25 protein-coding genes are annotated in these 24,304 nt (G+C 68.6%); 15 read left to right on the plus strand and 10 right to left on the minus strand.

All coding sequences use genetic code 11. From position 1 onward, the window contains the following. The first annotated feature begins 44 nt into the window (after positions 1 to 44). Positions 45 to 824: a peroxide stress protein YaaA gene (gene yaaA, locus RAN53_RS15685; protein ID WP_305797736.1), complete on the plus strand. Its 780-nt coding sequence runs from the start codon at positions 45 to 47 to the stop codon at positions 822 to 824. Between the two features lie 123 nt (positions 825 to 947). On the opposite strand, the gene RAN53_RS15690 is transcribed toward yaaA, so the two are convergent. After that, positions 948 to 1,523 (minus strand): isochorismatase family protein, encoded by a 576-nt coding sequence (locus RAN53_RS15690; RefSeq protein WP_305797737.1) that lies wholly within the window; start codon positions 1,521 to 1,523, stop codon positions 948 to 950. A 106-nt stretch (positions 1,524 to 1,629) separates the two neighbouring features. On the opposite strand from RAN53_RS15690, the gene RAN53_RS15695 reads away from it, so the two are divergent. From RAN53_RS15695 to RAN53_RS15710, 4 genes are all read left to right on the plus strand, one after another. Beyond that, positions 1,630 to 2,472, plus strand: coding sequence for a Tim44 domain-containing protein (locus RAN53_RS15695; protein WP_305797738.1), 843 nt, complete (start codon positions 1,630 to 1,632; stop codon positions 2,470 to 2,472). A gap of 137 nt (positions 2,473 to 2,609) precedes the next feature. Beyond that, positions 2,610 to 4,490 carry a beta-ketoacyl synthase gene (locus RAN53_RS15700; RefSeq protein WP_305797768.1) on the plus strand — a complete coding sequence of 627 codons (1,881 nt, stop codon included), beginning with the start codon at positions 2,610 to 2,612 and terminating at the stop codon, positions 4,488 to 4,490. Positions 4,491 to 4,495: 5 nt separating this feature from the next. Further along, positions 4,496 to 4,975: a pantetheine-phosphate adenylyltransferase gene (gene coaD, locus RAN53_RS15705; protein ID WP_305797739.1), complete on the plus strand. Its 480-nt coding sequence runs from the start codon at positions 4,496 to 4,498 to the stop codon at positions 4,973 to 4,975. A gap of 69 nt (positions 4,976 to 5,044) precedes the next feature. After that, complete coding sequence (locus tag RAN53_RS15710; protein ID WP_300273425.1) at positions 5,045 to 5,293, plus strand: YfhL family 4Fe-4S dicluster ferredoxin; 249 nt, start codon at positions 5,045 to 5,047, stop codon at positions 5,291 to 5,293. A 116-nt stretch (positions 5,294 to 5,409) separates the two neighbouring features. Here the strand turns inward: RAN53_RS15710 and RAN53_RS15715 are convergent, their stop codons facing one another. Further along, the gene (locus RAN53_RS15715) at positions 5,410 to 5,733 is read right to left on the minus strand and encodes a hypothetical protein (protein ID WP_305797740.1); all 324 of its coding nucleotides are present in this window, start codon (positions 5,731 to 5,733) and stop codon (positions 5,410 to 5,412) included. Positions 5,734 to 5,938: 205 nt separating this feature from the next. Between RAN53_RS15715 and RAN53_RS15720 the strand changes: the two genes are divergently transcribed. From RAN53_RS15720 to RAN53_RS15735, 4 genes are all read left to right on the plus strand, one after another. Continuing rightward, positions 5,939 to 6,559, plus strand: coding sequence for an outer membrane beta-barrel protein (locus tag RAN53_RS15720; RefSeq protein ID WP_305797741.1), 621 nt, complete (start codon positions 5,939 to 5,941; stop codon positions 6,557 to 6,559). 106 nt (positions 6,560 to 6,665) lie between these two features. Further along, on the plus strand, positions 6,666 to 8,009 hold the full coding sequence (locus RAN53_RS15725) for an MATE family efflux transporter (protein WP_305797742.1): 1,344 nt from the start codon (positions 6,666 to 6,668) through the stop codon (positions 8,007 to 8,009). Positions 8,010 to 8,280: 271 nt separating this feature from the next. Next, the gene (locus RAN53_RS15730) at positions 8,281 to 9,591 is read left to right on the plus strand and encodes a short-chain fatty acid transporter (protein WP_305797743.1); all 1,311 of its coding nucleotides are present in this window, start codon (positions 8,281 to 8,283) and stop codon (positions 9,589 to 9,591) included. 86 nt (positions 9,592 to 9,677) lie between these two features. Further along, positions 9,678 to 10,199, plus strand: a complete 522-nt coding sequence (locus RAN53_RS15735; RefSeq protein ID WP_305797744.1) for an acyl-CoA thioesterase — start codon at positions 9,678 to 9,680, stop codon at positions 10,197 to 10,199. On the opposite strand, the gene RAN53_RS15740 is transcribed toward RAN53_RS15735, so the two are convergent. The 3 genes from RAN53_RS15740 to RAN53_RS15750 form a co-directional block, all read right to left on the minus strand. Beyond that, entirely contained in the window at positions 10,196 to 10,522 is a 327-nt protein-coding gene (locus RAN53_RS15740) for an I78 family peptidase inhibitor (protein ID WP_305797745.1), read from the minus strand. The genes RAN53_RS15735 and RAN53_RS15740 overlap by 4 nt on opposite strands. Before the next feature lie 106 nt (positions 10,523 to 10,628). After that, complete coding sequence (locus RAN53_RS15745) at positions 10,629 to 10,760, minus strand: entericidin A/B family lipoprotein (protein WP_305797746.1); 132 nt, start codon at positions 10,758 to 10,760, stop codon at positions 10,629 to 10,631. A 66-nt stretch (positions 10,761 to 10,826) separates the two neighbouring features. Next, the gene (locus RAN53_RS15750) at positions 10,827 to 11,573 is read right to left on the minus strand and encodes a sulfite exporter TauE/SafE family protein (protein ID WP_305797747.1); all 747 of its coding nucleotides are present in this window, start codon (positions 11,571 to 11,573) and stop codon (positions 10,827 to 10,829) included. Positions 11,574 to 11,714: 141 nt separating this feature from the next. Here RAN53_RS15750 and RAN53_RS15755 point away from each other — a divergent pair, with 141 nt between their 5' ends. Next, positions 11,715 to 12,158 (plus strand): HIT domain-containing protein, encoded by a 444-nt coding sequence (locus RAN53_RS15755; RefSeq protein WP_305797748.1) that lies wholly within the window; start codon positions 11,715 to 11,717, stop codon positions 12,156 to 12,158. On the opposite strand, the gene RAN53_RS15760 is transcribed toward RAN53_RS15755, so the two are convergent. Both RAN53_RS15760 and RAN53_RS15765 read right to left on the minus strand, forming a co-directional pair. Next, entirely contained in the window at positions 12,155 to 12,517 is a 363-nt protein-coding gene (locus RAN53_RS15760) for a hypothetical protein (protein ID WP_305797749.1), read from the minus strand. The two genes, RAN53_RS15755 and RAN53_RS15760, sit on opposite strands and share 4 nt — an antisense overlap. Next, positions 12,514 to 13,053: a hypothetical protein gene (locus tag RAN53_RS15765; protein WP_305797750.1), complete on the minus strand. Its 540-nt coding sequence runs from the start codon at positions 13,051 to 13,053 to the stop codon at positions 12,514 to 12,516. The genes RAN53_RS15760 and RAN53_RS15765 overlap by 4 nt, the downstream gene beginning before the upstream one ends. A gap of 278 nt (positions 13,054 to 13,331) precedes the next feature. Here RAN53_RS15765 and RAN53_RS15770 point away from each other — a divergent pair, with 278 nt between their 5' ends. After that, positions 13,332 to 13,805 (plus strand): Dps family protein, encoded by a 474-nt coding sequence (locus RAN53_RS15770; protein ID WP_305797751.1) that lies wholly within the window; start codon positions 13,332 to 13,334, stop codon positions 13,803 to 13,805. A 76-nt stretch (positions 13,806 to 13,881) separates the two neighbouring features. On the opposite strand, the gene RAN53_RS15775 is transcribed toward RAN53_RS15770, so the two are convergent. Both RAN53_RS15775 and RAN53_RS15780 read right to left on the minus strand, forming a co-directional pair. Next, on the minus strand, positions 13,882 to 15,351 hold the full coding sequence (locus RAN53_RS15775) for an aminoacyl-histidine dipeptidase (protein ID WP_305797752.1): 1,470 nt from the start codon (positions 15,349 to 15,351) through the stop codon (positions 13,882 to 13,884). 197 nt (positions 15,352 to 15,548) lie between these two features. After that, a complete protein-coding gene (locus tag RAN53_RS15780) occupies positions 15,549 to 17,747 on the minus strand; it encodes a tRNA(Met) cytidine acetyltransferase TmcA (protein WP_305797753.1) in 2,199 nt (732 codons plus the stop codon). Between the two features lie 391 nt (positions 17,748 to 18,138). Here RAN53_RS15780 and dctP point away from each other — a divergent pair, with 391 nt between their 5' ends. From dctP to RAN53_RS15800, 4 genes are all read left to right on the plus strand, one after another. After that, positions 18,139 to 19,248 carry a TRAP transporter substrate-binding protein DctP gene (dctP, locus tag RAN53_RS15785; protein ID WP_305797754.1) on the plus strand — a complete coding sequence of 370 codons (1,110 nt, stop codon included), beginning with the start codon at positions 18,139 to 18,141 and terminating at the stop codon, positions 19,246 to 19,248. A gap of 93 nt (positions 19,249 to 19,341) precedes the next feature. Continuing rightward, the gene (locus RAN53_RS15790) at positions 19,342 to 19,860 is read left to right on the plus strand and encodes a TRAP transporter small permease subunit (RefSeq protein ID WP_305797755.1); all 519 of its coding nucleotides are present in this window, start codon (positions 19,342 to 19,344) and stop codon (positions 19,858 to 19,860) included. Continuing rightward, positions 19,857 to 21,185 carry a TRAP transporter large permease gene (locus RAN53_RS15795; protein ID WP_305797756.1) on the plus strand — a complete coding sequence of 443 codons (1,329 nt, stop codon included), beginning with the start codon at positions 19,857 to 19,859 and terminating at the stop codon, positions 21,183 to 21,185. The genes RAN53_RS15790 and RAN53_RS15795 overlap by 4 nt, the downstream gene beginning before the upstream one ends. Positions 21,186 to 21,478: 293 nt before the next feature. Then, entirely contained in the window at positions 21,479 to 23,056 is a 1,578-nt protein-coding gene (locus RAN53_RS15800) for an ABC transporter permease (protein WP_305797769.1), read from the plus strand. Here RAN53_RS15800 and RAN53_RS15805 read toward each other — a convergent pair. Next, positions 22,973 to 24,145, minus strand: coding sequence for an ABC transporter ATP-binding protein (locus RAN53_RS15805; protein WP_305797757.1), 1,173 nt, complete (start codon positions 24,143 to 24,145; stop codon positions 22,973 to 22,975). The two genes, RAN53_RS15800 and RAN53_RS15805, sit on opposite strands and share 84 nt — an antisense overlap. Positions 24,146 to 24,304 lie beyond the last annotated feature (159 nt).

Here is a 24,304-nt window from a genome sequence, read left to right on the forward strand (position 1 = left end):
CCTTGGTATACTCGACGCGACCCCACCGGATTCAGGAGCGCCCCATGCTGAGCGTGATCTCGCCCGCCAAGACGCTGGACTTCGAGACCCCGGCCACCACGGCCCGCCATACCCAGCCGGACTTCCTCGACCAGAGCCACGAGCTGATCGAGATCCTGCGCGACTACTCGCCCCAGCGTCTCAGCGAGCTGATGGGCATCAGCGACAAGCTCGCCGCCCTCAACGCCGCCCGCTACGGCGAGTGGCACACGCCCTTCACCCCGCAGAACGCCAAGCCGGCCGCCCAGGCCTTCCAGGGCGACGTCTACGTGGGTCTCGAGGCCGCCACCTTCGACGACGGCGACAACGCCTTCGCCCAGGAACACCTGCGCATCCTCTCCGGCCTCTACGGCCTGCTGCGCCCGCTGGACCTGATCCAGCCCTACCGCCTGGAGATGGGCACCCGGCTCGAGAACCCGGCGGGCAAGGACCTCTACGCCTTCTGGCGAGCGACCCTCACCGCCGAACTCGACCGCGCCGTGGCGGACAGCGGCAGCCCGGTGCTGGTCAACCTCGCCTCCAACGAGTACTTCAAGGCGATCGACACCAAAAAACTCGAGGCGCGGGTGATCACCCCGGTGTTCAAGGACGAGAAGAACGGCAAGCTCAAGATCATCAGCTTCTACGCCAAGAAGGCCCGCGGCCTGATGGCGGCGTGGATGATCCGCCAGCGCCTCGACGACCCGGAGGGCCTCAAGGAGTTCGACGTGGCCGGCTACACCTACAACGCCGCCATGAGCGAGGGCGACACCCTGGTGTTTACCCGCCCCGAAGGCGCCGCCTAAGCCGGCAGGGGAGCCCCGTTCGTCGTTGCTTCCCTCCATCGCCGATAAATCGGGCTCCCACGCTACCGGTGGGAGCGCAGATCCTGCGCGAATGGAGGCCGAAGGCCTCCCAAGGCATCGCGGCTAGGCAAACACCAGCGGCCGCGAGGCGCGTGCCTTGAGGAAGCGGCGGTGGGCCTGCTTGAAGCGCTCGTCGTCGCAGCGGTGCAGCCACTCGTAGGCCACCATGTCGGCGCTGACCGCCACCGCCCCGGCCTGCACCATGCGCTCCCTGGCCAGGCGCGCCTCGCCGGCACGGCGGCTGGCGCAGGCCTCGGTCAGCCAGTAGACCTCATAACCCGCCGCCAGCAGCCCGAGCCCGGTCTGCATCACGCAGATATGCGCCTCGCTGCCGCACAGCACCACCTGGCGCTTGCCGCTCTCCGCCAGGGCCGCGACAAACTCCGGGTTGCCACAGGCATCGAAGGTCTGCTTCTGCCACAGCCGGTGCCCCGGCAGTGCCTCGAGTAGCCGCGGCTCGCTCCCCCCCAGCCCTTCGGGGTACTGCTCGGTGACCCACACCGGTACCTCGAGGGACTCGGCCAGGCCGCCCAACCAGGCCGCCTCGTTCACCGCCTGGTCGCCGTGCTCGATCACCGGCAGCAGGCCCGCCTGCAGGTCGACGACCAGCAGCAGGCTCTCTTCTCGTGTCAGGCGCATGGCGCTCGCTCCCCTATTGTGCGTTTATCATGGAAGCCCCAAGAATAGCCGCTAGAATGGTCTGACTCGACTCTTCATCCCTCCCCTCACAGCTGACGACACGCCCATGACCTCACGATTCACCCATACCTCCCTGCTGCGCCACCTGCTGATCATGCTGGTGGCCGGCCTCTTCACCCTGGGCCCGGCCCTGCAGGACGCCGAGGCCCGCCGCCTGGGTGGCGGCAAGAGCTTCGGCACCCAGTCACGCAGCGTGCAGCAGCAGCCGGCCGCCACTCAGGGCCAGGCCACCGGCACCCGCGCCACCCAGGGCCGCGCCGGCTCGCGCATGCCCGGCATGCTGGGCGGCCTGCTCGCCGGCGGCCTGCTTGCCGCGCTGTTCTTCGGCGGCGCCTTCGATGAACTGAGGCTGATGGATATCCTGCTGGTGGCCGGCATCGCCTTCCTGCTGTTCCGCCTGCTGGCGCGCCGGCGGCCAGCCGTGGCGGGTGGCCCATCGCCGAGCGCCGAGGAGACGAGCGGCGCCACCACGGCCCAGCCCTTCCAGGCCAGCGGCGCCCCGGTCGGTGGCGCCTTCGCCGGCGAGCCCGAGTGGTTCGACCGCGAGCGCTTCCTGGGCGGCGCCAAGGAGCACTTCATGACCCTGCAGCGGGCCTGGGACAACAATGACTTCGCCGGCATCCAGGAGTATGTCACCCCGGAGCTCTACAACCTGCTACGCGAGGAGCGCGCCAGCCAGCCGGCCAATAACCGCACCGAAGTGGTGCGCCTGTTCGCCGAACTGGGGATGGTGCAGGAGGTGGGCCAGCAGGCCGAGGCCACGGTGATCTTCCACGGCATCCTCGACGAGAACGGCGAACACAACGAGTTCAACGAGACCTGGCACCTGATGCGCGAGCTGCGCGATGGCGCCCCCTGGTACGTACAGGGCATCGAACAGAACGGCTAGCAACAGGCCGCCCAACCCGGGCGGCCGCATGACGCCGCGGCTGGCCGGGTGCTATGATCCACGATCAATAGCGTACTCGTAGACACCAACAGCACAACGAGGAATCCGGCTTGTCACACTTACCGGTGATCGTCGGCATGGGCGGCGTGAACCCTGCCGGCAGAACCTCGGGCCACCAGGCGTTTCGCCGTACCGTGCTCGACGCCCTGCCCGCCGATGACCAGGCCCGCACCCTGCTCGGCCTGGCCGCCATGATGCGCCTGGCCAGCGGCCAGGAGGACGGCGGCTGGCAGGACGCGGACGGGCGCCCCCTGGATCCCGGCGCCATTGTCGAGCAGACCCGCCAGCAGGTCCTCGACCACACCCTGATCCGCCGCATCGAGGACCCGCGCTTCAACGCCGAGGGCCTGCCCGCCAACCGTCGGGCCAGCCTGGCGCTGGACGCCCCTCTGACCTTCCGCATCCGGCGTCGCCAGCTGCCCCAGGATCTGCCGGCCACCTGGCAGGTACGCGAACTCGATCGCAAGCTGCTCGAGGTGACGGTACCGGCCGGCGAGATGGACGTGATGCTGCCGGAGCACCGCCCCGCCCAGGTGCGCGCCGCCGGCCAACTGCCCAGCGGCTTCGAGCCGAACACGCTCTACCGCAGCGTGCACCACCCGCGCGGACTCTCCATGGCGATCTTCGCCGCCAGCGACTGCCTGGGCGACAGCGGCCTCTCCTGGGACACCCTGCGCGACCGTCTCGACCCCGACGAGGTCGCCGTCTATGCCGGCAACTCCATCGGCCAGCTCGACGACGAGGGCTGGGGCGGCCTGCTCAAGAGCTTCGTCTCCGGCAAGCGCGCCACCTCCAAGCAGATGCCGCTGGGCTACGGGCAGATGCCCGCCGACTTCCTCAACGCCTACGTGCTGGGCAGCGTGGGCGGCACCGGCGCGGCCATGGGCGCCTGCGCCAGCTTCCTCTATAACCTGCGCCTGGGGGTCGACGACATCCGCGCCGGCCGCCGCCGGGTGGTGATGGTGGGCACCGCCGATGCCCCGGTCACCCCGGAGATCATCGAGGGCTTCCGCTCCATGGGCGCGCTGGCCGACGACGACAGCCTGCGCGCCCTGGATGCCCTGGAGCTGCTGACCGACGCCGACTACCAGAAGGCCTGCCGTCCCTTCGCCCGCAACTGTGGCTTCACCATCGCCGAGGCCAGCCAGTTCGTGATGCTGATGGACGACGCCCTGGCACTCGAAGTGGGGGCCGAGATCCTGGGCAGCGTGCCGGATGTCTTCGTCAACGCCGACGGCTGGAAGCGCTCGATCTCCGCGCCGGGCATCGGCAACTACATCACCCTGGGCAAGGCCGCCTCCCTGGTGCGCGAGATGCTCGGCGAGCAGGCCCTGCGCCAACGCACCTTCCTCCACGCCCACGGCACCAGCACGCCCAAGAACCGGGTGACCGAGTCCCACGTCTTCGACCTGGTGGCGCGGGCCTACGGCATCGAGGCGTGGCCGGTGGTGGCGGTGAAGGCCTTCGTCGGCCACTCCCAGGGCAGCGCCGCCGGCGACCAGCTGACCAGCGCCCTGGGCAGCTTCGCCCACGGCCTGCTGCCCGGCATCCCCACCCTGGACGCCGTGGCCGACGACGTCCACGCCGAGCGCCTGGGACTCTCCCGCGAGACACGGCCGTTCGAGGCCGATGCCGCCTTCATCAATGCCAAGGGCTTCGGCGGCAACAACGCCACCGGCGTGCTGCTTTCCCCGGGCGTGACCGAACGCCTGCTGGTGCAGCGCCACGGCGAGGCCGCCGTGGCCGCCTGGCAGGTACGCCGCGAGGCCACCCGCGAGGCCGCCGCCGCCTATCGCCGCCAGGCCGACCAGGGGCGCTTCGCCCCCCGCTACCGCTTCGGCGAGGGCGTGCTGGAAGGCCCCGAGCTCACGCTCAGCGACACCGAGGTCCAGATCCCCGGCTACGCCCGCCCGGTCTCCCTGGCGGTAAACAATCCCTTCGGCCGACTCGAGGAGTGACGGCGATGAACATCGCGATATACCCCGGCACCTTCGACCCCATCACCAACGGCCACTTCGACCTGATCGAGCGCGCCTCGCGGCTGTTCGACAGGGTGGTGGTGGCCATTGCCACGAGCCCCGGCAAGGGCCCGGCGTTGGATATCGATTCGCGCATCGCCCTGGCCCGGGAGGTCACCGCCGGGCTCGACAACATCGAGGTGGTCGGCTTCTCGGGGCTGATGACCGAATTCATGCAGCAGCAGGGCGCGCGCGTCCTGCTTCGCGGCCTGCGTGCCGTCTCCGATTTCGAGTACGAGCTGCAGCTGGCCAACATGAATCGTGCCCAGATGCCGGAGCTCGAGACCGTATTCCTGACCCCGGCGGTGGAGAACTCCTACATCTCCTCCACCCTGGTCCGCGAGATCGCCAAGCTGGGCGGCGATGTATCGCAACATGTCCATCCCAGGGTCGCCGCGGCGCTGAAGAGCCTTTACAATACCTGACCACAAGGCTCGGGATTGCACCGAGCAGATCCCGACGGCCGCGGCCAGCGACTTCCGTGAGGTACCCCCATGGCCCTGATGATCACCGACGAGTGCATCAACTGCGATGTCTGCGAACCCGAATGCCCCAACGGCGCCATCTCGCCGGGGGAGGAGATCTACGTCATCGACCCGGCGCTGTGCACCGAGTGCGTCGGCCACTACGACGAACCGCAGTGCCAGCAGGTCTGCCCGGTGGACTGCATTCCCCTCGACCCGCAGCGCGAGGAGAGCCGTGAGGAACTGATGGCCAAGTATGAGCGCATCACCGCCGCCTGACGCTGCCGGCGCATAGACGACCCGCCCTCCGACACGCCGACGCCCCGCTCCTGCGAGCGGGGCGTCGGCGTTTCTTGATATCGCGGCAACGGCGACAAGGCCTTGCGCCTGGCGGCCTAGAGCTCGTCGGCGCGCTTGCTTACCGTGCAGCCCAGGCAGCGGCGGAAGGCCGCCTCGGCCGGGGTCTTGATCAGCGTCTCGGCGGCGCCATCCACCCCGCCACCCAGGGCGGTAAAGGGCAGCGTGACCAGGAAGATGGCCGTGCCACCCACGGTGGCCGCCGCCAGCAGCGGCCGGGCGATCACCGCATCGGCGATCATCGCCCCGCCGCTCGGCCGGGCCTCCATGCGCTGCTCCTGGGCCACCGCCGGCGTCGTGCCCAGCAGCGCCACCAGCGCCAGCGCGAAGAAAATCAAGGTCCGCTTGCCCATCGCTTTCATTCCCCTGCTCCCTGCAGTCTCTGCTGCCGTTGTCGCCCTGCCAGTACCAGATAACCGATGCATCGGGTATGGCACTAACCATGGTTAGCTTCTAGAATGCCCGAGGTTACATCCTTTCACAGGATCTTACATCAGGGTAGACGGCTTTCGCCGCTTGCCCAACCCAGCAGGCGCTGCCTGCACCCACCATGCAATGGAGCGCATGATGAAACGTCTGATCGCCACCGCCGCCCTGGCCACCCTCGTCGCCAGCCCCGCCTTCGCCCAGAGCTATCAGTACAACCCCAACGAGGGGCCGTATGTTGGGGTCGGTCTTGGCAATGCCGAACTGGATTTTGATATGGCGGGCTACTACGAAAGCTGGGGCTATCCGAATGTCAGCTCGGATGATAGCGATACTGCCTATAAGCTGTTCGCCGGTTACCAGTTCAATCCCAATTTCGCCATCGAGGCTGGGTACGCCAACTTCGGTGAGTTTACAGCCAGTTCCTCAGCTCCTGGTTACGCAGGCCGGTCTGAGCTTGGCATCGAAGGGTTTACCGCTGGTTTGGTTGGCAAACTGCCGATTCAGAATGGCTTCAGTGTTTACGGCAAGCTGGGCATGATCGCCTGGGATGCTGAACTTGACGAAAGTGAAAACTCTGTTTGGGGAGGCGGCTCTCTGACTTCCAGCGATGATGGCGCTGACCCCTTCTACGGCATCGGTGCCGAATATGTAGTGAATCAAGCCATCATGCGCCTCGAATACGAGCGTTATGACATCGAGTCCGATGGGGTAGGCCTTGAAGTTGACCTGGTCTCAGCTGCCATCGGCTACCGCTTCTAAACCAAGCCGAGCCTCCGCCAAGCACCGCCCCGCCCTCGTGCGGGGCGGTTGCGTTATGGCGTGCCGCCGGCCATGCTGCGCGGCTCGCATGTCTCGGGAGCCCCTCGTGAGCCGTTCGGATTCCTCGTTACCCGCGTCCGCGCACCGGCGCATCCTGACGCTGGCCTGGCCGATCATCCTCTCCAATATCACCGTGCCGCTGCTTGGGCTGGTGGATACCGCCGTGGTCGGCCACCTGCCGGACTCCCGCTACCTGGCCGCGGTGACCCTGGGCGCCACCCTGTTCAGCTTCCTCTACTGGGGCTTCGGCTTCCTGCGCATGGGCACCACCGGGCTCACTTCCCAGGCGGTGGGGCGCGAGAATGACAGCGATGTGCGCAACCTGCTGGGGCAGTCGCTGCTGCTGGCGGCGGGCATCGGTGCGGCACTGATCCTGTTCTCGCGGCCACTGATCGCGCTGGGGCTGTGGCTGCTCGACGGCAGCGAGGTGGCCACGGCGCTGGCCGCCGAGTATGCCGAGATCCGCATCCTCTCGGCGCCGGCGGTGCTCGCCAACTACGCCATCCTCGGCTGGTTCCTGGGCCAGCAGAACTCGCGGGTGACCCTGGCGATTCTGGTGCTGACCAACGGCGTCAATATCGTGCTCGACCTCGTTTTCGTGGTCGGCCTGGGCATGACCAGCGATGGCGTGGCCTGGGCCACGGTGATCGCCGACTACACCGCGCTCGCCTTCGGCCTGTGGCTGGTCTCGCGCCAGCTGCGCTGGCTCTCGGGGCGTTTCCTGCGCAGCCGCCTGCTGGCGATTGCCGCCTACGCCGAGCTCTTCACGGTGAACGCCAACCTCTTCGTGCGCACCCTGGGGCTGCTGTTCGCCATGGCCTTCTTCACCTCACGGGGCGCCGCCCAGGGTGACACCGTGCTCGCCGCCAACGCCGTGCTGCTGCAGTTCATCATGCTCACCAGCTACGCCCTGGACGGCTTCGCCCACGCCGCCGAGGCCCTGGTCGGACGCTCGGTGGGGGCGCGACGCTGGGGCGAATTCGCCCGGGCGGTGCGCGGCGCGGCCTGGTTCTCGCTGGCCACCGCCGGCGCGGCCTCGCTGGCCTTCGCCCTGGGCGGCGAGGCGCTGATCGCCCTGCTCACCGGCCTGCCGGAGGTGCGTGACACCGCCGCCAGCTACCTGCCGTGGATGATCGCCATGCCGCTGCTCGCGGTGTGGAGCTACCTGCTGGACGGCGTCTTCATCGGCGCCACGGCGATCCGCGAGATGCGCAACAGCATCTTCGCCGGCCTCGCCGTCTACCTGCCGGCCTGGTGGCTCGGCCAGGCGCTGCTGCCGGAGGCCCTCACCAACCATGGGCTGTGGCTGGCCTTCACCCTCTTCACCCTGGTGCGCTCGGCGACGCTGATCGCCTACTATCGCCAACGCCGGCGCAGCGACTGGCGTTAGGTAGCTCGCAACACCACATAGCGAGAGGCGCCGGGGATAGGCCGAAGAGGGGGTCCGAGGACCAAGGATGGCCGAGGTAGCGCCCAGGGAAGGGTTCAAAGCGCCCCCTCGAAGGCCTATCGCCGGAACAGCCTCGAGCGATCCTGCTATCGGCTATCCCTCTTAATGGTGAGAGGCCTGGACCGTTGGCAGCGAAATAACGCAAGATACTGACGCTGCGCTACTTTCTGTGCTGGACCACCAAGAACACTCACAACAGTAAGGGAACGCCATGCTCAAGGCCCTCTCGAGACCGGCGGTGAAGCTGGTCGAACGCTATCTGCCCGACCCCTATATCTTCGTGCTGCTGCTGACCATCATCGCCGCGGTGGCCGCCATCGCCGTGGAGCGCCAGACGCCGCTGGCGGTGATGCGCATGTGGGGCGACGGCTTCTGGAACCTGCTGACCTTCTCGATGCAGATGCTGCTGGTGCTGGTCACCGGCTTCATGCTGGCCAGCTCCCCACCCGTGAAGAAGCTGCTGCAGCGCCTTGCCGCCCTGGCCAAGGGCCCCGGCGGCGCCATCCTGCTGGTCACCTATGTGTCGCTGGCGGCCAGCTGGATCAACTGGGGCTTCGGCCTGGTGGTGGGCGCGCTGTTCGCCAAGGAGCTGGCCCGCCTGGTACGCGTCGACTACCGCCTGCTGGTGGCCAGCGCCTACTCCGGCTTCATCGTCTGGCACGGCGGCCTGGCCGGCTCGGTGCCGCTGACCATCGCCACCGACGGCCATTTCAGCGCCGACCAGATCGGCGTGATCGGCACCGGCTCCACCATCTTCGCCTTCTTCAACCTGGCCATCGTGGCGATGCTGTTCATCTCCGTGCCGCTGGTCAACCGCATGATGCTGCCCGACGAGAAGGACAGCGTCTTCGTCGATCCCAAGCTGCTCGGCGATGACGAGGAAGAGCGCGTGCGCATCACCCGACCCGCCGAACGCATGGAGAACAGCGTGGTGCTGGCCTGGCTGGTGGGCATCCCCGGCCTGATCTTCCTGGTCGATCACTTCTTCCTGCGCGGCGGCGGGCTGAACCTCAACGTGGTCAACTTCCTGTTCCTGTTCCTGGCCATCGTGCTGCACCGCACCCCGCGCAGCCTGCTGACCAGCCTGCATGAAGCGATCAAGGGCGGCGCCGGCATCGTCATCCAGTTCCCCTTCTACGCCGGGATCATGGCGATCATGGTGCAGTCGGGCCTGGCGACCAGCATGTCCGAGTCGCTGGTCTCCTTCGCCACCGAGACCACCCTGCCCTTCTGGACCTTCATCAGCGCCGGCATCGTCAACCTCTTCGTGCCTTCCGGTGGCGGCCAGTGGGCCGTGCAGGCGCCGGTGATGCTGCCCGCCGCCCAGGCGCTGGGCGTGGACATCCCCCGCATCGCCATGGCCGTGGCCTGGGGTGACGCCTGGACCAACCTGCTGCAGCCCTTCTGGGCCCTGCCGGTGCTGGGTATCGCCGGGCTCAAGGCCAAGGACATCATGGGCTTCTGCCTGATCCAGCTGGTCATCACCGGGGTGCTAATCTCGATCGGCCTGACCTGGTTCTGACGCCTGCTCCACCCAGACGCACAACGCCTTGTCCCCAGGCCGGGGGCAAGGCGTTATGCTGTGGATAACCCTCAAGGAGACTGCCCATGGATGTCCATCCCCTGCCCGGCCAGCACGAGCTCTCGATGACCGTGCTGATGACCCCCGACATGGCCAACTTCAGCGGCAAGGTACACGGCGGCGCCATCCTCAAGAAGCTCGACGAGGTGGCCTACGCCTGCGCCAGCCGCTACGCCGGCCACTACGTGGTCACCCTCTCGGTGGACCAGGTGCTGTTCAAGCAGCCGATCCACGTCGGCGAACTGGTCACCTTCCTGGCCTGCGTCAACCACGTCGGCCGCTCCTCCATGGAGATCGGCATCAAGGTGGTGGCCGAGGACATCCAGCACAAGCTGATCCGCCACACCAACAGCTGCTACCTGACCATGGTGGCGGTGGACGCCGACGGCAAGCCGGCCCCGGTGCCTCCGCTCAGGCTGGAGACCAAGTTACAGCGGCTGCGCTTCGAGAAGGCGGCGCTGCGCAAGAAGCTGCGTAAGCAGGCCGAGGAGGAGGAGCGCCGTACCCAGGCCGAGCACGGCGCCGATGAGCCGGGGAAAGAGGATTAACCGCAGACGATCTCGGCGATCGTGTCTTCTTCGTCGAGGCGCACGTTGAGTCGGTCCGGCCGGTAGTCGAGGGTCACCGCCTCGCCGGGGCGCACCACCCGCATGCTCGCCGCGTCGCTCTCGGCGCGGATGGCCTCGCCCAGCGCCTCGCGGTAGGTGCGGCCGACGCGGTCCTGGACGCGCTCGGCGCCACACTCGCCGCTGGCCTCCACACGAGGTGGCGGTGGCGCCGGCTCCGGGCTCGGCGCCGCATTCATGCTGCTGCAGCCGGCCAGCAGCAGCGCCAGGCCGACCCCCAGCGGGCGTAGTGGTCTCTGCCTCATGCCTTGAGCTCCCTGACATCAAGAGAAGAACATCGAGAGAAAAAAAGCTGCACCGGCGCGGCCAGGCCGCACCGATGCTGCCTTTTACGTTATGCCGGCACCCGACTCAGGAGGCGGCGTCCTGAACCGCCTCGCCGCCCTGTTCGATATCCTGGCCGGCACCGCGGATGGTGTTGCAGCCGGCGAGCAGCGAGACGGCGAAGAGGGTCGCCATCAGCATCGTCAGTGAGCGTTTCATGGGCTATCTCCTTGCGGGTTGGGAGTGTTGCAGGAGTTAATTTAGCAGCCAACGGCAAGTCGCGCCCTACCCGAGCAGCAAGCGCAGGATGATCGCCACGATCACCGCCACCGTGAGCCACTTGACCACGAAGGCCCCGCGCGGGCTGACGTTGACCTTCACCGCCAGCCAGGCCCCGGTCATGCTGCCCGCCGCCAGCAGCAGGCCGTAGCTCCAGCGTACCTGGTCGTTGACCAGGAACAGCGCCAGCGCCGGCAGGGTGTAGACCAGCACGATCAGCACCTTGAAGACGTTTACCTGGGCCAGGTCGATCCTGAGCATGCGGTAGAGCACCACGATGAACAGGATGCCCACCCCCACCTGGATGAAGCCGCCGTAGAGGCCGATGGCGAACATCGCCAGGTAGACCGCCGGCGTCAGACGCTCGGGGGTCAGCGGGCGGGTGTCCAGGCGCGGCTGTGGCAGCAGCATCAGCAGCGCCGAGCCCGCCATCACCACGATCAGGATCGCCTCGAAGAGGGCGTCGCCGGTGCGCAGGGCCAGCCAGGCCCCGACCAGCGAGCCCACCACCGCCGGCACCGAGAGGCGCAGCGAGAGGCCTACATGGCGCGCCCCGGCACGAAAGAAGTTGTAGACCGCCGAGACGCTCTGCAGGGCGATGGAGACGCGGTTGGTGCCGTTGGCCACCTGGGGGGGCAGGCCCAGGAACATCAGCAGCGGCAGGGTGAGCATGGAGCCGCCGGCGGAGAGCACATTGATGAAGCCGGCCAGCGTGCCGATCAGCAGCAGGGCCAGCGCCTCGATCAGGGTCATGGGAGCGTCCTTTCGGGGTCGGGCAGCACAGCTTAGCCGCCCGGGCAGCCGGGGAAAACTCTCCACGGTCCTGTGTCAGCGGTTCTGTGGCATGATGCCAGGCAGGCGATACCGCTCGTTGATTACCCGGGAGAGCCCTTGATGGACCACTTCGAGCCCGACCCCCGACTGGTGGAAGACAGCTATCCGGTCACCGAGCTGCCGCTCTGCCAGCTGCGGCTGATGAACGATACCCGCTTCCCCTGGCTGCTACTGATCCCCCGGAAGCGGGGCGTCAGCGAGGTCTTCGAGCTGAGTGACGCGGAGCAGCAGCAGCTGTGGCGGGAGGCGGGGCGGATCGGCCAGGCCTTCAAGACGCTGATGGGGGCCGACAAGCTCAACGTGGCCAGCCTCGGCAACGTGGTGGCACAGCTGCATGTGCACCTGGTGCTGCGCCGCGAGGATGACGCCGCCTGGCCGGGGCCGGTGTGGGGCCAGGGCGAGGCCGAGCCCTACGACCTGGACGCCCTGGCCGCCATGCGCGACCGCGTGCTGGCCATGCTCGAGGGGCTGGACCTGCGCCCCGACGAGGCGCGGGCCTCCTAGGGCGAGGGCGGGCCGACACGCGCGAGGATCTCCGCCGCCAGCGCCTCGAGGGTGTTCGGCGGCAGCGTGCGGCCACCGCGGCTGGCGGCGAGGCGCAGTCGGCTGTGGTCACCCTCCCCTTCCACCTCGACCCGCACCCGATAGCCCGGCCAGCGCGAGAACACCGCCTCGAGCCGCCCCAGCGAGGCATCGGCGTGGCGCACCACATACCCCCCCGCCATCAGCGCCTCGGCGCTGGCCTCCAGGGCGCGAGGCCCAGGCGCATCGACGGACAGCTCCATGGGCGGCAGCGAGGATGAAGGGGTGGCGCAGCCGGCCAGCAGTCCCAGCAACAGCAGCGCGCCGAGCAGACGACTCATGGCGCACCTCCCGCCCGCATGGCCCGGTGCAGGCCGCCACAGAAGGCCTCGCTGCTGGCGCTGCGCGCCTCCACCAGCTCGCCGCGCCAGTCGATGACCTGCAGGTCGCGGCTGACTCGCACTTCTCCCCCGCTGACCAGCAGCGAGACACGCTCCAGCTCGGTGGCGTCGCGGGTCAGGCTGCCCACCCCGCCGAAGCCGATCATCACCCCGCCGCCGATGCCGCTGCGGCCGCCGCCCAGGCCGATGCCGCCGAACACCCCGCGCCGCTCCCAAGTATCGTAGCGATCGCCGTAGCCGGGCAGGATGCGGGTACGCTCGGCGCTCACCAGTGCCGGCGCCGTGGCGGTATGGCGAATCAGGAAGCCGTCGTCCTCGAGCGCCGTCACCGCCCGGGCGAGTACCTCCCGCGGCGACGCCTCGTCGACGGGCCATTGGCAGGCCGCCGCGGGCGGTGGCTCCGCCACCGGCAGGGTCGCGGGAACGGTCTGGCAGCCGGCCAGCGCCAGCATGATGAGCAACGGCCAGGGACGCATGGTCTCTCTCCCGAGGTTGGACAGCTCCAGTGTAGGCCAGGGCAATCGCAGTTACCGACAGGGTGATGGCGAAAGGCGCCGGGGACAGCCTTGAGCGGTACTGCCATCTGCGATAGCCCCGCACTGTAGGCGCGGCGGGGTGACGCAGGTCACTTGAAATCGGCATCGCCCGCCATGATGTCATGCAACACGGCTATCATGGCCATGATCAGGATTCGCTGGCCGCCATCCGGCGGCATGTTGATCATGGATACCCAAACGACCAAGGAGGCATTCTCATGAGCGACACCAACCGTATCGGCCTGCACGAGGCCAGCGCCAGCCAGCTGGCCGAGAAGCTCAACGAGCTGCTGGCCAACTACCAGATCTTCTACATGAACGTGCGCGGCTACCACTGGAACGTGAAGGGCCCGCAGTTCTTCCAGCTCCACGAGAAGTTCGAGGAGCTCTACACCGACCTGCTGACCAAGGTCGACGAGGTCGCCGAGCGCATCCTCACCCTGGGACACCAGCCGGTGCACGCCTACAGCGACTACGTCGAGATTTCGCGCATCAAGGAGGACAAGAACGTCTCGGACGGCAAGACCTGCGTCGAGGGCGTGCTGGCAGGCTATCAGGTGCTGATCGAGCTGCAGCGCGAGCTCCTCTCCCTGGCCTCGGATGCCGACGACGAGGGCACCGCGGCCCAGGCCGGCGACTATATCCGCGAACAGGAGAAGACCGTATGGATGCTGGCCAGCTACCTGGCCTGATCCGGAAGCAGAGTTTCTCTCACGACGACGCCGGGCCCCAGGCCCGGCGTCGTCGTGTCTGGCTGGCGCATTTCGCTCAGGCCGCGGGGCGAGCCAGGTCCTCCACCAGGGCACGCAGCAGCGTCCAGAACTCCTCCACCGAGGCGACCTCGACCCGCTCGTCGGGAGAGTGGGCGCCGCGGATCAGCGGGCCGAAGGAGATCATCTCCAGCTCGGGATACTTGCCGCCGAGGATCCCGCACTCCAGCCCGGCATGGATCACCTTGACCGCCGGGTCGCTGCCCAGCCGCTCGCGGTGCACGCGCTGGAAGCGCGTGAGCAGCTCGCTGCGCGCTTGCGGGGTCCAGCCAGGGTAGCCGTTCTCGATGCGCACCCGGGCGCCGATCAGTTCGAACAGGGCGCGCAGGCGGTCGGCCAGGTCCCGGGTGGCGCTGTCGCGCAGCGAGCGCACCAGGGCGCCGAGCTGGAAACGCCCCTGGGCCAGGCTGACCACGCCGAGGTTATTGGAGGTCTCGACCACGCCGGGCACCTCCTGGCTCATGCGCTCCACACCGCAGGGCGCGGCGTGCAGGGCGGCCAGCAGCAGGTGGGTCGCCTGGGCGGTGAGCGGCTCATCGGCGGGTGCCTCGACCGCCTCGAGGGTCAGCGAAAGCCCATCATCGACCCCGGCCAGCTCGTCACGCAGGGTGGACTCGAGGGCCGCCAATTCGGCCATCGCGGCTTCGCGCTCCTCCTCGGGCAGCGCCAGCACCGCAAAGGCCTCGCGCGGCAGGGCGTTGCGCAGCGTCCCCCCCTCATAGCTCGCCAAGCGCGCGTCGAAGCGCTCCAGGGCGCGCAGCGCGCGAACCAGCAGGCGGTTGGCGTTGCCCAGCCCCTTGTGGATATCGATCCCCGAGTGGCCGCCTCGCAGGCCGGTCAGCGAGAGGCGCAGTGCCACCTCGTCATCGGCCATGGCCGCGGTGGGCAGCTGCGCCTCCACCACCACGTCGGTGCCGCCGGCGCAGCCGATGAACACCTCGCCGCGATCCTCGGAGTCGAGGTTGAGCAGGTAGCGCCCGGTGAGCCAGCCCTCGGCGAGGTTGAGCGCCCCGCCCATGCCGGACTCCTCCTCCAGGGTGAAGAGCGCCTCCAGCGGGCCGTGGGCGAGGTCGTCGGCCTCGAGGATCGCCAGGGCGGCGGCCACGCCGAGGCCGTTGTCGGCGCCCAGGGTGGTGCCGCTGGCGCGCAGCCAGCCGTCGTCGCCGAGGCGGGTCTCGATGGGGTCGCGGGTGAAGTCGTGGGGGTGGCCGCTGTTGGCCTGGGGCACCATGTCGAGGTGGCCCTGGAAGATCACCCCCGGGGCGTCCTCGCGGCCAGGCGTCGCGGGCTTGCGTATCAGCAGGTTACCGAAGGCATCGCGCTCGTGGGCGAGGCCCCGGGTGTCGGCCCAGGCCTCGAGGCGGGCCGCCAGGGCGGCCTCATGGCCGGAGGGGCGCGGGGTCTCGCACAGGGTGCGGAAGTGGCGCCACAGCGGCTGCGGCGCGAGCCGATCGAGATGTTCGTTCATGGGGATCCCTTGCTGAGTAACCGACCTACCTTACTCAGCCCGCTCCGGCAGGGGAAGCGGTGGCCGACTCCAGTCAGGGTTATCGCAGATGGAAGCACCGCTCAAGGCTATCCCGGCGACAGGTCTGTTCGGGGGCGCTATGAACCCGTCCATGGGCGCTACCTCGGCCATCCTTGATCCTCGGACCCCCTCCAGACCTATCCCCGGCGCCTCGCTGAGAGCATTAACCGTGCAACCGCCTGGCGGAGCCGGGCGGTGGCCTGGCGCCGTCCCGGCACGCCCAGGCGCCTGGCCAGGGCCTCGCCGGTGAGGCCCTGAAAGCCCCAGGCCACGAGCAGCGCCAGGTCGGCATCCTCGGGGGACACGCCGCGGGCCAAGGCGTGACGCACCAGCGCCTGCAGCGCCGGTCGCGCCAGCGCCGGCTCGCGGTGGCCGGCGGCGACATCCTCGGCATCCTGGCGATCGTCGTCGGTAAGGGCCGGTCCGTCGCCCTCCGACAGCAGGGCGGCGGCGACGTCGGGCGCCAGGTCGCGCAGCTCGAAGGCGAGCAGGCCCGGCAGGGCGCGCTGGAAGCGCTCGGTCAGGGTGGCCAGCAGGCGCTCGCCGCCCTCGCCGGTGGCGCGGGCCACCATCAGGGCGTGCTCGCCGGTGGCGGTCTCGCGGGTCAGGCCCAGGCGCACCGTGCGAAAGCCCTGGCGACGCCAGAAGGTGATCAGTCCCGGTTCGGCGCCGAAGCTCGCGCCCAGCAGGTCACAGCCATCGGTGCGCGCCCGCGCCAGCTCCGCCTCAATCAGCACCTGGCCCAGCCCCTCCCGGCGGCGCTCGGGGGCCACGGCGATGCGCACCACCCGGCGCAGGCGGCCGGTGAGCGCCTCCCGGACGCCGGCATGGGCGGCCAGGGACTGGGCCATCAGGTGGCCACGGGGGCGCCGCTCGCCGCGGGCCACGTGCTCGGCGAGCGTCGCATCGAAGCCGCCCTCGTCGCCGGTCAGCGCCACCGCCAGGGGCGCCCCGTCGCCCTCCAGGGCCGTCACCGAGAGGCCCGGGCCGTCCAGCAGCAGGCGCAGGTCGCTCGGCGTGGTGCGGTAGTGGGCCTGCACCAGCAGCCCGAACAGGGCGCGCAGGCGCGGCTCATCGACGGTAAGTTCATCCCGCGACAACCTCTCCGGCATGCCATCGGCCTGCGCCTCGGGCTCGGGAGGCTCGGCATCCAGCATCAGCAGGCGATGGAGCAGCGGTTCCAGCGGGTCGTCGGCCGCCCAGCGGATCGGCGCGGCCAGGTGCAGGCCCCGCCACTCCGGCGTGGCGCGCTCGAGGCGCTCGCGGAAGCGCAGGGCGAAGCCGCGGCCGGAGCCCTCGTAGCCGTGCACGGTGGTGGCGAAGGCGATGCGCGGGAAGGCGTCGAGCCACTCGCCGAGCAGCCCGGCGGGGATCGCCGCCGCCTCGTCCACCAGCAGCAGCCGGCCGGCGCCGCCGGCCTCGCCGGCCCGGGCGAGTTCGGCCAGGGCATCGGGGGCCACGAAGCGCACCGCCCCGCGGTCGGTGACGAAGGCGCCGCCCCGGCGTTCGCCGTGGGGGCAAAGTGCGGCCAGCCGTTCGAAGAGACTCTCCACCGCCGCCGGGCGCGGCGCGGTGACCAGCACCTCGGGCTCGCCGGCGGCCAGCCAGCGGGCGCCGGCGATCCCCAGGGCGGCGCTCTTGCCGCGGCCGCGGTCGGCGGTGATCACCAGCGGTCGACGGCGACGCAGGCGGCCCAGCCGCTCAACCGCCCGGGCCTGGTCGCCGGTCAGGCAGTCGCTATCGGCCACCGCCCCGCCGCAGGGCGCCTCGCGGACGGGCAGCCTCGGCAGGCGTGGCGCCTGCCCGACGCGCCAGCGAATCACCCCGCCGGCGGCCGAGAGCAGCCGCGCCAGCCGGGCCAGGTAACGGCTGGTAAGCGCCTCGGGCCGCCAGGGGTGCTCGGCCAACCGCGCATAGTCGGCATCCGGGCGCGCGCCCCAATCGTCCGGCGTCATCAGTACCAGCAGCCCCCCGGCGCGCAGGGTGCCGGCCAGGGCCGCGACCGCATCGGGGTCGAAGCCCGCCCCGCAGGAGACGGCGTCGACCACCAGCAGGTCATGCTCGCCCCCCAGGCGGGTGCGGGCGCGGGCGGGCGGCAGCCAGTGCACGCCCTCGACCTGCCCAGGCGCCTCGGGCGCTACCCAAAGAGGCGAGCGCCAGGCGCCGGTCAGCCACAGCTCAGCGGCGGCTCCGCGACACGCCTCTGGCGCCCCCTGCAGCCACGCCAGCCCCCGCCAGCGGCGGTGACCGAGTCGCCTGGCATGGGCCAGCAGCGCCCGTGTCGACGCATCCAGCCCCCTCGCCGTCTTGCCCGCTTCACCTTCTCTTCGGGTCATCGCCCCTCTCCTGGCATCGCGCCCCTGGCACCACACTCTGGCACCACGGCCACTTCTAGCACTTTGGTCTTATGGCGATGCAGCATTCAACGCTGAAAACCGCCCGAATAGCGACATTGACGTAAACGTAAGGCTACTATAACCGACTGATAAACAATCACTTAACCATCACTCCTGCGGGACCGAACGGCCACGCCAGCGGCACCGTCATCCGGTTATCAGGAGTCGGCGCCGTCACACCGGCATGATCGTCTCGCGAGCCAATAGCATGCTAGCTTGAGGCCGTAGTTGCGGATCTGCCAATGCAACATGCAACGGCTTCCGCAGCCCGGCATTATCCGGCGGGCGCCGACCCGCGCCGCCGCCTGCTCAGACCCGAAGGGAGAACAACATGAAAGCACTGCGCACCTTCACGCTCACCGGCCTGGCCGCCGGCGTGGCCCTGGCCACGCTGAGCACCACCGCCCAGGCCCAGGAAGAGTGGACCATGACCACCACCTGGCCGGACAACCTGGACCTGATCCAGATGGACCGCCACTGGGTGGAGCTGGTCAACAAGCTGGCCGGCGACGAGCTGACCATCGACTTCCGCGCCGGCGGCACCCTGATGCCCGGCAGCGAGGTCTTCGACGCCACCCAGACCGGCGCCATCGAGGCCGCCGCCGACTGGCCCGGCTACTGGGCGGGCCTGAGCCCGGCCTTCTCGCCGCTGGCCACCACCACCAGCCTGTTCAACGGGGTGGACTACCTCAACTGGATCAACCAGTGGGGCGGCTTCGAGCTGTATCAGGAGGTCTACGGCCAGTATGACATGGTCTACCTGCCCTACGGGATCACCAACAACGAGTCCGGTTTCATGGGCGGCACCCCCATCGAGAGCATCGCCGACCTCGAGGGCAAGCGCCTGCGCCTCTCCGGCCGCGACCAGGGCCGCGTGCTCGAGAAGCTCGGCGGCTCCCAGGTCACCCTGGCCGGCGGCGAGGTCTACCAGGCCATCGAACGCGGCGTGATCGACGCCGGCGAGTTCTCCACCCCGGGGGTCGACTACAAGGCCGGCTTCGGCGAGGTCGCCGACTACTGGTCCACCCCGGGCTGGCACCAGTCCGCCAGCGTGTTCGGCGTGATGATCAACAAGGACGCCTGGGACGCCCTCTCCGAGGAGACCCAGGAGAAGCTGAAGATCGCCGCCGAGGCCACCATGGCCTGGTCGCTGGCCTGGTCCGAGCGCGAATCCACCGAGGCCACCGTCAAGTTCAAGGATGAGGGCATGACCATCAACCAGCTGCCCGAAGAGGACCTGGCACGCATCCAGGAGATCACCAACGAGGTGATCCTGCAGGGCGCCTGCGAGGACCCGATGCACGCCAAGGTCTACCACTCCATGGTCAGCTACCTGGAGCACTACGCCAACTGGCGCGACGTGACCGTGCCCTTCAACATGAGCCGCACCATGGACAACCTGCCGTCCGTGGAAGAGCTCGAGGCCTGCATGAACCAGTAATCGGGAAAACCGCCGGGCCCTCGGGGCCCGGCTCCCCTGCGGCGCCCCTGGCGCCGCCTTTCGTCTGATTTTCCTGTTTCCGAGAGCCTCACCATGAACGCCATTGCCAGGGCCATCGATGCCCTCAACGAGGGGTTCGGACGCCTGATCGCCCCGCTGCTCGCCGTGATCACGCTGATCGTGATCTATGATATCGCCGCCCGCTTCTTCATCGGCCGCCCCAGCGACTGGGCCTTCGATGTCACCAAGATGCTGTTCGGCGCCCATTTCATGCTGATGGCGGCCTATGGCCTACGCCATCATGCCCACGTCGAGGTCGACGTGCTCAAGCGCCTGCTCTCCCGCCGCAAGCAGGCCGCCCTCGACCTGGTCGGTTACCTGGTCTTCTTCGTGCCCTTCATCTGGATGCTGCTGACCTTCGGCTGGGCCTTCTTCGAGCGCTCCTTCAGCCGTGGCGAGACCACCTACGGCATGATGTCCATCCCGGTCTATCCGGTGAAGGGCGTGATCGTGGTGGCCGCCGTGCTGCTGCTGCTCCAGGCGGTGGCCGTCGTCATCCGCGCCTTCAGCGAACTGCGCAAGACGGATCCGAATAAGGAGAGTGCCGCATGAGTGCCGAGATGCTCACCCTGTTCATGTTCGGCGGCCTGCTGATCGGCCTGTTCATGGGCCATCCGCTGGCCTTCGTGCTCGGCGGCGTCGCGGTACTCGGCGCCTGGCTCGGCCCCGGAGCCAAGACGCTGGGTATCCTGATCAACAACATCTATGGCAACTCCATGGACAACTATGTCCTGGTGGCCATCCCGCTGTTCGTGCTGATGGCACGCTTCCTGAATGACTCCGGCGTCACCGAGAAGATGTTCGATACCATGCGCCTGCTGCTGGCCAACCTGCGTGGCGGCCTGGCGCTGACCGTGGTCATCGTCTCGGTGCTGCTGGCCGCCACCACCGGCATCGTCGGCGCCTCCATCGCGGTGATGGGCATGATCGCCCTGGTGCCGATGCTCAAGTACTCCTACAACAAGGAGCTGAGCGCCGGGGTGATCATGGCCAGCGGCTGTCTGGGCATCCTGATCCCGCCCAGCATCATGCTGATCCTGATGGCCAGCTACTCACCGGTCTCGGTGGGGGCGCTGTTCGCCGGCGCCCTGGTGCCGGGGGTGATGCTGGGCACCATGTATGCGCTCTACGTACTGATCATCTGCTTTATCAAACCCAGCTATGGCCCGGCCGTGCCCGCCGCGGAGCGCGCCGAGACCTCCACCGGCCAGCTGCTGATCATGCTCGCCAAGTACGTGGTGCCGCCGATGTCGCTGATCCTCGGCGTGCTGGGCTCGCTGTTCCTGGGCATCGCCACCGCCACCGAGGCCTCGGCCATCGGGGTGGCCATCGCCTTCGTGCTGTTCCTGATCTTCGGCGACCGCAAGGCGTCGACCTGCTATCACACCCTGATCGAGGCCAGCAAGACCACCACCATGGTGATGCTGGTGGTCGTGGGGGCCACCGCCTTCACCGGGGTGTTCTCCATCGGCGGCGGCATGGACGTCATCCACGAGGTGGTGATGGCGATGCCCGGCGGCACCATCGGGGCGCTGATCCTGATGCTGTTCCTGGTGTTCATCCTGGGCATGTTCCTGGACTGGACCGGCATCGTGCTGCTCAGCTTCCCGATCATGCTGCCCATCGTCGACAGCATGGGGGTGGATATGCTGTGGTTCGTGGTGATGGTTGCCGTGGTGCTGCAGACCTCCTTCCTCACCCCGCCCTTCGGCTATGCGCTCTTCTACCTCAAGGGGGTGGCGCCACCCGGGGTGGAGATCGTCGACCTCTACCGCGCGGTCATTCCCTTCGTGGCGCTGATCGTGCTGGCCTGCGTGCTGATGGCCTTCTTCCCGGTGCTGATCACCGGCCTGCCGGGGATGCTGCTCGGCTACTAGCACCCTCAGGGACAGTCCCTTTTCGCTGGGGACAGTCCCTTCTCGCTGACGCCCGCCGTCTTATGACGGCGGGCGTCGTCGTCTTGCCCCCGGTCAGCCGAAGTCGGCTGCAGCGATCAGGCGCAACTGATACCATTTGCCGTCGTCAACGTCTCGCATTTGCTTTTGCGCCTGCAAGGAGCCTTGCCTTGTCCCGACCCTCCAGCGGTGGCCTGCCCGCCCTATCGCGCCGGCTGATTCCCTCCCTCACCCCCTGGACCGCCCTGCTGCTCGGGGTAGCCCTGATCGTGGCGATGCCGGTGCTGGCGGTGCTGGCGCATATCCTGATGCCCTCCGGCGGCGTCTGGCAGCACCTGGCCAGCACGGTGCTACCGCGCTACCTGACCAATACCCTGTTCCTGGTGGTCACGGTGGGTCTCGGCACCCTGGTGATCGGCACCGGCACGGCCTGGCTGGTGGTGATGTGCCGCTTCCCGGGGCGACGGCTGTTCGAGTGGGCACTGCTGCTGCCGCTGGCCGTACCCACCTATGTGATCGCCTATGCCTACACCGACTTCCTGCAGTTCTCGGGCCCCCTGCAGGGCTGGCTGCGCGACCTGTTCGGCTGGCGCTTCGGCGACTACTGGTTTCCCGAGGTGCGCTCACTGGGCGGGGCGGCGACGCTGATCACCCTGGTGCTCTACCCCTATGTCTACATGCTCGCTCGCGCCTCCTTCATGGAGCAGTCGGTGTGCATGCTGGACGTGGGACGCACCCTGGGGCGGGGCCCCTGGCAGCTGTTTCGCAGCGTGGCCATCCCGCTGTCGCGTCCCGCCCTGGTGGGCGGCGTATCGCTGGTGCTGATGGAGACCCTGAACGAGTTCGGCGCGGTGCAGTACTTCGGCGTGGATACCTTCACCACCGGCATCTATCGCACCTGGTTCGGCCTCGGCGAGCAGGTCGCCGCCGCCCAGCTGGCCGCCTGCCTGCTGGCCTTCGTGATCGCCCTGGTGCTGCTGGAGCGCTGGTCGCGGGGCAAGCGGCGCTACTTCCACACCTCCAGCCGCTACCAGCAGCTGCCGGAGTTCCGGCTCGGCGGCTGGGCCTCGGCGGGCGCCTTCCTGGCCTGCCTGCTGCCGATCCTGGGCGGTTTCCTGATTCCCAGCGGCATCCTCACCGAGCTGGCCATCACACAGGGAGACTCGCTGTTCGGCACCGCCTTCATCGGCTATGCCCGCAACAGCCTGGTGCTGGCCGCCATCGCCGCGCTGATCGCGGTGACCCTGGCGGTGGTGCTCAGCTACGGGGTGCGCCTCAACGATACCCGGCTGACCCGCACCGCCACGCGGATCTCGGCCATGGGCTACGCGATCCCGGGTTCGGTGGTGGCGGTGGGCATCCTGATCCCCTTCGCCTGGCTGGACAACACCATCAATACCTGGTGGCTTGAGTCCCGCGGCGAGGTGATCGGGCTGATCTTCAGCGGTTCGGCGTTCATCCTGATCTACGCCTACGTGGTGCGCTTCCTGGCGGTGTCGTTCAATGCCGTGGAGGCCAGCCTGGGCAAGGTGACCCCGAGCATGGACGCCGCCTCACGCACCCTGGGCCAGACTGCCACCGGCACCCTCAAGCGGGTGCACACCCCGATCATGCGCGGCAGCCTGCTGGCGGCCTGCATCCTGGTCTTCGTGGATGTGATGAAGGAGCTGCCGGCGACCATCATCCTGCGCCCCTTCAACTTCGATACCCTGGCGGTGCGGGCTCACAGCCTGGCGGCCGACGAGCGGCTCGCCGAGGCGTCGACGGCCTCACTGACCATCGTGGTCGTAGGCATAGTGCCGGTGATCCTGCTCAGCCTGGCCATGCGCCGCTCGCGCCCCGGCGGAACGTGAGGGGAAGACGAACACCTGGGAGGGGTCCAGCCGCAGGGTCACGGGCTGGCCCTCAGCGGGCAGGAAGACGCCCGGCACCCGGGCATGGATATGCGCCTCTTCACCGTCGGAAGCATGGGCGCAGATATGCAGCAGGCTGCTGCGCCCGAGCAGCTTGGCCATGACGATATGGCTGTGGCTATGCGCCTGGGCCGGCGCATCCAGCGCCGCCACCTGCAGTGCCTCCGGGCGCACCAGCACCCGGGCGGTGCTGCCCTCGGCCAGCCAGCCGGCGTCCACTGCACCCACCGGCGTCAGCACCTGGCCGTCGCGGACCTCGCCGGAGAGCTCGTTGACCTCACCGAAGAAGGTCACCACAAAGGGATCGCTGGGGTTGCAGTAGAGCTCCCGCGGTGTGCCCACCTGAACGATATGGCCATCGCGCATCAGGGCGATGCGGTCGGCCATGAACATCGCCTCCTCCGGATCGTGGGTCACCAGCAGGGTGGCGGCCCCGACCTTCTTGAGCACGTGCAGGGTGTCATCACGGATCTGGTCGCGCAGGCGCGCATCGAGACTGGAGAAGGGCTCGTCGAGCAGCATCAGGTGCGGCTCGGGTGCCAGGGCGCGGGCCAGGGCCACGCGCTGCTGCTGACCGCCGGACAGCATGTGCGGATAGCTCTCGGCATGAGCCGCCATGCCCAGCTGTTCGAGCAGCGTCAGGGCGCGCCGACGGCGCTCCCCCACCGGCAGGTGCTTGAGCCCAAAGGTGACGTTCTCCAGCACCGAGAGGTGGGGGAAGAGTGCGGAGTCCTGGAAGGCCAGGCCGACACTGCGCTTCTCGGGCGGCAGATGACGCCCACCGAAGCGCGCCACCTCCTCGCCTTCCAGGGCCACACGCCCCTGCTGCAGGGTCTCGAGACCGGCCGCGATGCGCAGCAAGGTGGTCTTGCCGCAGCCCGAAGGGCCCAGCAGGCAGACCACCTCGCCCGGCAGCACTTCAAGATCGATGCCCTTCACCACCTCGTGCCTGCCGAAGGCATGGTGGATGCCCTGCATCGAGAGTGCCGGGGCGAGGGAGGCGAGCGGTTGTTGCAGATTCTGGTTCATGTGGCCCTCGACGTCGTGTCGGTGGAGTTGTCCTCATCATAACCGATCGTGAGCGCTAATGCGTTTGAAAGCGACTCGCATTCAGCGGATTACCTGCTCCAGCGCAAGGAATCTTCACACGACCACTTGACGTCGCCGATGTGCAGGGCTTCAATAGGC

This window comes from Halomonas sp. SSL-5, from assembly GCF_030708455.1.
GTDB lineage: Bacteria > Pseudomonadota > Gammaproteobacteria > Pseudomonadales > Halomonadaceae > Halomonas.